Raw genomic sequence first — 7604 nt, 5'->3', positions numbered from 1 at the left:
CCGCCGCTGGGGTTTAATATGTTTCCGCCGGTCGGGGTTTTGAGGACCGGGGGTCCGGGATGCCTAGGGGCGAGGGGGCGCAGCCCCCATGCAGTGACGGGTGGGCTAGCCCTGCGGGTGGTGCGGCGGGATCGGGGGCAGCTCCCGGGTCGTCTCGTACGACGCCAGCATGTCGATGCGGCGGATGTGGCGCTCGTCGCCCGAGAACGGCGTGTTCAGGAAGGTCTCGACGAACTTCGTCGCGTCCTCCTCGGAGTGCATCCGCGCCCCGACGGCCACGACGTTGGCGTCATTGTGCTGCCGCCCGAGCGCAGCCGTCTCCACGCTCCACGCGAGAGCCGCCCGCACCCCCGCGACCTTGTTCGCGGCGATCTGCTCGCCGTTCCCGGACCCGCCGATCACGATGCCCAGACCCTCGGGGTCGGCCGCGGCACGCTCGGCGGCACGCAGGCAGAACGGCGGGTAGTCGTCCTGGGCGTCGTAGATGAGGGGCCCGCAGTCGACGGGCTCGTGCCCGGCTGACTTGAGCCACTCGACGAGGTGGTTCTTGAGTTCGAAACCGGCATGGTCTGAGCCGAGGTACACGCGCATGGTCCGAGTGTGACACGGCCGTTTCGGATCGGCCCCGTCGGGGCAGGCGCAGGAAACGTTCCGGGGCGAGTGGCGGAAAAGCGCCGGTAACCCTATAGAACCTCAGAGAAACCTCAAGTAACGATCTGGATTCAAAGGTTCACGAATCTATTCACCTGGGATTCACTGGACCGGCTCGCCGAGCCCCACCCCCCACCCGCACTCCCCACGGTCCCCACAGTCCCCGGCGCAAAGGAATCCCCCCATGGCCTCGCAGCCGACCCTGACAAAGGCCGGTAACGGCCCCGAAGGTCCCGGAGAACCCGACGGCGGACTCCAGGCCGGGCTCAAGAACCGGCATCTGTCGATGATCGCGATCGGCGGGGTCATCGGTGCCGGTCTCTTCGTCGGCTCCAGCTCCGGTATCGCCACCGCGGGCCCCGGCATCCTGCTCTCGTACGCCCTCGTCGGGACCATGGTCGTCCTCGTGATGCGGATGCTCGGCGAGATGTCCGCCGCGAATCCGACCTCGGGCTCGTTCTCCGCGCACGCCGACCGGGCGCTCGGCCGCTGGGCGGGCTTCTCGATCGGCTGGCTCTACTGGTTCTTCTGGGTCGTCGTGCTCGCGATCGAGGCCACCGCGGGCGCGGTGATCCTGGAGAGCTGGGTCCCGGCCGTGCCGCAGTGGGGCTGGGCGCTGATCGTCATGCTCGTGCTGACCGCGACGAACCTCGGCTCCGTCGGCTCGTACGGCGAGTTCGAGTTCTGGTTCGCCGGGATCAAGGTCGTCGCCATCGGCGCCTTCATCGTCATCGGCGGGCTCGCGGTCTTCGGCGTACTGCCGGGTGCCGACACCGACAGTGCCGGGCTCGGGAACCTCACGGAGCACGGCGGTTTCCTGCCGCACGGACCCGGTTCGATCCTCACCGGCATCCTGCTCGTCGTCTTCTCCTTCATGGGCAGCGAGATCGCCACCCTCGCGGCCGGCGAGTCCGAGAACCCGCAGCGCGCCGTCACCAAGTCCACCAACAGCGTCATCTGGCGGATCGGCGTCTTCTACCTCGGCTCGATCTTCGTCGTCGTCACGCTGCTGCCGTGGGACTCGGAGTCCATCCAGAAGGACGGCTCGTACGTCGCCGCCCTGAACTCCCTCGGTATCGCCAACGCCGGCGAGATCATGAAGTTCATCGTGCTGACGTCCGTCCTGTCCTGTCTCAACTCCGGCCTCTACACGGCCTCCCGCATGGCGTTCTCGCTCGGCCGGCGCGGTGACGCGCCCAAGGCCTTCGCCCGCACCACGGGCCGTGGCGTCCCGATGACCGCGATCCTCGCGTCGGTCGCCTTCGGCTTCGTCGCCGTGTTCTTCAACTACGAGTTCCCCGACTCGGTCTTCCTCTTCCTCGTCAACTCCTCCGGCGCGGTCGCCCTGTTCGTCTGGCTCGTCATCTGTCTCTCGCAGCTGCGCATGCGGAAGATCATCGAGCGGGAGACGCCGGAGAAGCTGGTCGTACGGATGTGGCTGTACCCGTATCTGACGTGGGCGACGATCGCGCTGATCGTCTTCGTCCTCGGCTACATGCTCACCGACACCGAGCACGACGGCCGCCAGACCGTACTGCTGTCCCTGCTGGTGGCCGCCGTGGTCGTGGGCATCTCGCTGGTGATGGAGAAGCTGCGGCGCGGGAAGGCCGGCCGGCTGCGGGAGTCGTCGGACGCCGCTGACACCGAGCAGGTCTAGCGGCTGTCCCCACACCCCCACGACAACCATTGGTTCGTACGGCGCCTTCGCGGGTCTCTTCCGCGGAGGCGCCGTCGTGTGCGGTGTGCGGAGAGTGCCGTGTGCGGAGAGCGCGGTCACAGGGGTGTGAAGCTCTTCTTGATGTTCTCGTAGACGCGCAGTGCCCGGTCCTCCACGTCCGGGTGGTACCAGGTGGTGACCTCGTACGACTTGCCGTCGGCGTCGAATCCGAGCAGCCGGGCGTGCCAGGGCAGCCCCTTGGCCGTGACCGTGTACTCCCAGACGACGGCGGGCGCCCCCCGGAACGTGGTCTCCTCCAGCCGGATCCGCTGGTAGTCGAGGCCCTTGCTCGTGGTCTCCTCCGTCTTCCTCCACTGGTCCATGAGATCGCCGCGGGCCGGGGAGGCGTTGGCCAGGATCTCCTGCTTGCGGTCCGGTGACGTGTAGTGGACCTCGGCGCCGCTCTGCACGACCCGGTCCCAGCCGTCGGGCGGCGCCCAGGCGTACAGGCCCGCCTCCGTGCGGGAGCCCGCCGGGAGGCTCGGCGGGCGGGCGGTGCCCGCGACGGTGGGGCTGCTCCCCTTGACGCCGGACGAGGACGGGCCCGCCTTGTCCTTGTCGTCGGCCGAGCCGCCGAGCATCGGGATGAGCAGGGCGGCGAGTGCCCCGGCGACGACCACGCCCACGGCGGCGATCAGGCCCTTCCGGCCCCGGAGGCCGCGGAGGCCATGGGTCCGGTCTCCGGTGGGCGGCGCTGCGGGCGGGGTCGGGTCGGTCCGGGACCCCGTGGGCAGCCCGGCGTTCCGTTCCTGCTCCGACTCCACCACCGCCACCGGTGGCTCCGACACCGACGGCTGCGGCGAGTGCGGCGGCTGCGGCAGCTCCGCCTGCGTCGGCGTCGGCGTCGGTGGCTCCTGCCGCTCCGGCCGGACGCCGGGCGCGCGGAGCGCCTGCCCTGGCGTGGCGCCCTCGGACGGGATCTCCGGGGTGCCCTCGGGAGGGGCTTCCGAGGACGTGTTCTCCACCTCGGGGGGTGGTTCGGGGGCGGGTGCCTCCGGAGTGCGGGTGTGCCCGGCCGGTACGGCGTCCTCCACCGGTTCCAGGGGCGGGATGCGTACGTACAGGGGGGTCGGGCGCTCGGACGGCGGGGGCTCCCCGGCCGGGGAGGACTCGGGCGCTTCCGCGGTGCCGGTGGCCGCCGGTTCCCCGGGCTCCGGTTCCGGCTGTACCTCCGGCTCGGCTTCCGTTCCCGGTTCCGGTCCCGGCTCCGGTGTCGCAGCCGGGGTCGCTGCCGGGGTGGCTTCCGGAGTCGGCTCCCCGCCGCCGGGGACCGTGACCGTGAGCGCCGCCGTCGTGCCGTCCGCGGCCGGGCCGAGGAGTGCGGCCAGTTCCTCCAGCGCGGGACGGTCCGCGGGGTCCTTCCGCAGCAGGGCCGTGAGTACGTCCCGCAACTCGCCCTCCCCCGCCGCGGAGGGGATCTCGGGCTCCTCGTAGAGCACCGCGTGCAGGGTCGCGAGGGTCGTCGCGCGGGAGAACGGGGAACGGCCGCCCAGCGCCGCGCAGAGGGTGGCGCCCAGGGACCAGAGGTCGGACGGCGGGCCCTGCGGGCGGCCGGAGACGCGCTCGGGTGCCATGTAGTCGGGGGAGCCGACCAGCATGCCCGCCATCGTGAGGGCTTCCGCGTTCTGGATGGCGGCGATACCGAAGTCGGTGAGGACGACCCGGCCGGCCCGCCGTTCGATCAGGACGTTGCCCGGTTTGATGTCCCGGTGCAGGACACCGCCCGCGTGCACCTGGTCGAGCGCCGCCACCAGTTCGAGGCCGATCCGGGCCGTGGCGCGCGGGCTCAGCGGCCCGTCCTCCGCCACGACCCGTTCGAGGGAGCGGCCGTCGACCAGCTCCATCACGATCCACAGGCGCTCGCCCTCGTCCACGACGTCGTACACGCGCACCACGTTGGGATGGTCGATCCGGGCGGTCGCCCTGGCCTCCCGCAGGGTCCGTTCGCGGCGGGTCCTGGCGTCCTCCTGGTCCATGCCGTCTATGCGCATCTCCTTGACGGCGACCTGCCGGTCGAGCGTTTCGTCGGCGGCCCGCCACACCCGCCCCATTCCCCCTTGTCCAATACTCTCGACCAACCGGTATCGACCTGTAACCAGCAATCCCGGAATACCGCCCCTCGTTATTTCCGGCACCCCCATGCCCCCCTTCAACACCCGCCACAGAAGAACCGCAAAGAAGCACAATGGCCACAACTTTGTGCCGCACCAGCATAGTGCGGAGAAATCTTGTGGTACCTCTTCAAGTACTGCGAATTCAGGCGCAGTCACGGGGTTACAAGGGGGACGAACATGAGTTCTCGTCGTAGGACGATCGCCACAGGATCGCTGCTCACCGCATCTTTCTCGGCGGTGATGATCCTTTCCTTCTCCGCCGGGGCGGACGATCCGGGACCGATGAGCGACAAAGGGGGAAAGGCCGTTGACGAAGCCCCCGCGGGTGTCAAGCTGACGACCTCTCTGCCCGAGAAGATCAGCGTCGACAACGGTTCGCAGAAGACGGCGATCACCGCCACGGTGAAGAACGGGGGAACAAAGGACAGCGGTGCGATCCGACTGCTCGTGGTCGGTTTTGACGGCCTCTCGGTCAAGAGCGTCAAGGGGTGTTCGGAAATCGCCGAGAAGGATCTTCCCGAGGGATCGAACAGCGGCTTCGCCTGCGCCATCGACGGTCTGGCCGCCGGCAAGTCGACGTCGTACGCGGTGGACGCGACGTTCGATCTGAAGAAGGAGGGCAAGATCTGCCTGCCCGTCCAGGACGCCGACGGCAAGAAGACGTTCTGGCAGCAGGGCCCGGTCCCGTTCGGCGCCAACAACCCCTCGCCGAACGCTCCGGCGACACCTCTCCTGCTCGGCACCGACAACAGCCCCGTCACCCCGGGCGGCGACAAGCCCGGTGACTCCGGGGACGCGTCGGGCGACAAGTCCGGCGGCAAGGAACTGCCCAGGACCGGTCCGGCGGAGCAGATGCTGCCGCTCGGGGCGGCGGGCGCCGCGCTCATCTCCGCGGGAGTGGCGGGTCTGTGGTGGACACAGCGACGCGAGGGACGGAGCGAGTCCTGACGAAGGCGGGGTCGCGGGGTCGCGGAGTCGCGGGAAATGTTGACGGCGGGTGTCAGGTAATCCCGTCAGCATGACGTCCGTCAGCGAACCGGCAGCGCTTCGAGTGCGCTTCGACCGCGAAGGACGTCCCCCCGTGAGTCTGCAGGACTTCATCAGCCCCGGCCGTACCGTCCTCGTGCCCGGTGACCCCGGGTACGAGGACGAACTGGGCGGTTTCCAGACCGGGTTCACGCTGCGGCCCGACGCCGTGTTCGCCGCCCGGTCCGCCGAGGACGTGGTCGCCGCGGTGACGTACGCGGCGTCCGAGGGGCTGCCGGTCGGTGTCCAGGCCACCGGGCACGGGCTGCCCGGCGACGCCGAGGGCGGGGTGCTCATCACGACGCGCCGGATGGCCGCGGTGACGGTCGACGCGCGGGCGCGCACGGTCCGGGTGCGGGCGGGGGTCACCTGGCGGCAGGTGGTCGAGGCGGCCGAACCGTACGGGCTCGCGCCGCTGAACGGCTCCGCGCCCGGCGTCGGGGCCGTCGCGTACACGCTGGGCGGCGGACTCGGCATCCTGGCGAGGGAGTTCGGGTACGCCGCCGACCACGTCCGCTCCCTGGACGTCGTCACGGCGGACGGACGCCTCCGGCACGTGAGCGCCGCCCGTGCCGAACCCTCCGACGGCGGCGAGCTCTTCTGGGGGCTGCTCGGCGGCGGGGCGAACCTGGGGGTGGTGACCGAGCTGGAGATCGGCCTCGTACCGGTGGCACGGCTGTACGGCGGGTCGCTCGCCTTCGACGGGCTCGCGGTGGATCCGGTGGCGGCGCTGCGTGCGTACGAGCGCTGGACGGCGACCGTCCCGGACGCTCTGACCTCGTCGTTCGCGGCCGTGCCCTACCCGGACGTGCCCGCGCTGCCGCCGCACCTGCGCGGGCGGTACGTGCTCTCCGTGCGCGTCGCGTACACCGGCACCGCCGCCGACGGCGAACGGCTCGTCGCCCCGCTGCGCGGGATCGGCCCGGTGCTCGCCGACTCGCTGCGCGAGATGCCGTACGCCGAGAGCCGCACGATCCACTCCGACCCGGACCTCCCCCACGCGTACCACGGGGACAGCGCGGTGCTCGGCGCGCTGGACGAGGACGCCGTGGACGCCGTGGGCGAACTCCTCGCACTGACCGGCCCGGACGCGCCCTCGATGTACGTCGTCCAGGTCAACCACCTGGGCGGCGCGCTGGCCCGGCCACGGCCGAACGCCGTACCGCATCGCGAGGGCCGCTTCCTCGTACGGGTCCTCGGGGGCGTCGACGGTCCGGCCCGGGAACTGCTGCACCGGGCCCTCGCGACGGTCGAGCCGTGGACGATCGGGCGGGCACTGAACTTCGCGTACGGAGCGGGTGGAACGGATGGGGCGGGTGAGGCGGGTGGGGCGGACGCTCGTGGGACGCGGGAGCTGTACGACCCCCGGACGCGGAAAAGGCTCGCCGGTCTGAAGTCGGCGTACGACCCGGCGAACCTCTTCCGCAGGAACTACGGCGTGGCGGCGGTCAGCTCTCGCGCCTGACGAGCTTCCAGACGGCCGGGAGCACGCCCATCGCCAGGGCGGCCTTCAGGGCGTCGCCGATGAGGAACGGGGTCAGGCCCGCCGCCACGGCCTGGGCGGTCGTCAGGTCGGCGACGACGGCCAGGTACGGGACGCCGATCGCGTAGATGATCGCCTCGCCCAGCAGCATCGCGCCCGCCATGCGGACCACCGAGCGGTCGGCGCCGCGGCGGGCGAGGGCGCCCACGGCGGTCGCGGCGAGCAGCATGCCGAGGATGTAGCCGAAGGAGGCGGTGGCGCCGGAGGAACCCTCGGCGAACCACGGCAGACCGGCGAGGCCGAGCAGCGCGTACAGGGCGAGGGAGGCGAGGCCGCGGCCGGCGCCGAGCGCCGTGCCGACGAGGAGGGCGGCGAAGGTCTGGCCGGTGACCGGGACCGGGGAGCCGGGGACCGGGACCGCGATCTGGGCGGCGAGGCCGGTGAGTGCGGCGCCGCCCGCCACGAGTGCGATGTCCCTGACGCGGGAGGCGGGGAGGAGGTCTGCGAGGACCTGGCGCGGGGTTGTCTGGGCGACGGCGGTGGTCATCGGGGCTCCGGCGGGGGGTGAGGGCGGGGGTCGTTCGTGACGCTATCCCAGGGGGGTCGCGTCGAT

At 71.2% G+C, this 7604-nt stretch carries 6 protein-coding genes; 3 read left to right on the top strand and 3 right to left on the bottom strand.

Translation table 11 applies throughout. From position 1 onward, the window contains the following. Positions 1-105 precede the first annotated feature (105 nt). Positions 106-591, bottom strand: a complete 486-nt coding sequence (locus ACFVH5_RS32090; RefSeq protein WP_384813796.1) for a ribose-5-phosphate isomerase — start codon at positions 589-591, stop codon at positions 106-108. A gap of 244 nt (positions 592-835) precedes the next feature. Here ACFVH5_RS32090 and ACFVH5_RS32085 point away from each other — a divergent pair, with 244 nt between their 5' ends. Beyond that, complete coding sequence (locus ACFVH5_RS32085) at positions 836-2308, top strand: amino acid permease (protein WP_385837225.1); 1473 nt, start codon at positions 836-838, stop codon at positions 2306-2308. A gap of 116 nt (positions 2309-2424) precedes the next feature. Here the strand turns inward: ACFVH5_RS32085 and ACFVH5_RS32080 are convergent, their stop codons facing one another. Further along, positions 2425-4419 (bottom strand): protein kinase, encoded by a 1995-nt coding sequence (locus ACFVH5_RS32080; RefSeq protein ID WP_385837224.1) that lies wholly within the window; start codon positions 4417-4419, stop codon positions 2425-2427. A gap of 240 nt (positions 4420-4659) precedes the next feature. Here ACFVH5_RS32080 and ACFVH5_RS32075 point away from each other — a divergent pair, with 240 nt between their 5' ends. Continuing rightward, positions 4660-5430 carry an LPXTG cell wall anchor domain-containing protein gene (locus ACFVH5_RS32075; RefSeq protein ID WP_385837222.1) on the top strand — a complete coding sequence of 257 codons (771 nt, stop codon included), beginning with the start codon at positions 4660-4662 and terminating at the stop codon, positions 5428-5430. Positions 5431-5563: 133 nt separating this feature from the next. After that, entirely contained in the window at positions 5564-6973 is a 1410-nt protein-coding gene (locus ACFVH5_RS32070) for an FAD-binding oxidoreductase (protein WP_385837221.1), read from the top strand. Here the strand turns inward: ACFVH5_RS32070 and ACFVH5_RS32065 are convergent. Next, the gene (locus ACFVH5_RS32065) at positions 6957-7538 is read right to left on the bottom strand and encodes a biotin transporter BioY (RefSeq protein ID WP_384813807.1); all 582 of its coding nucleotides are present in this window, start codon (positions 7536-7538) and stop codon (positions 6957-6959) included. The genes ACFVH5_RS32070 and ACFVH5_RS32065 overlap by 17 nt on opposite strands. Positions 7539-7604: the final 66 nt, after the last annotated feature.

It is taken from the genome of Streptomyces sp. NPDC127119, from assembly GCF_042677425.1.
Taxonomy (GTDB): domain Bacteria; phylum Actinomycetota; class Actinomycetes; order Streptomycetales; family Streptomycetaceae; genus Streptomyces.
Note: the sequence above shows the minus strand (reverse complement) of the source record. Positions and strands in the feature narration are given on the sequence as shown.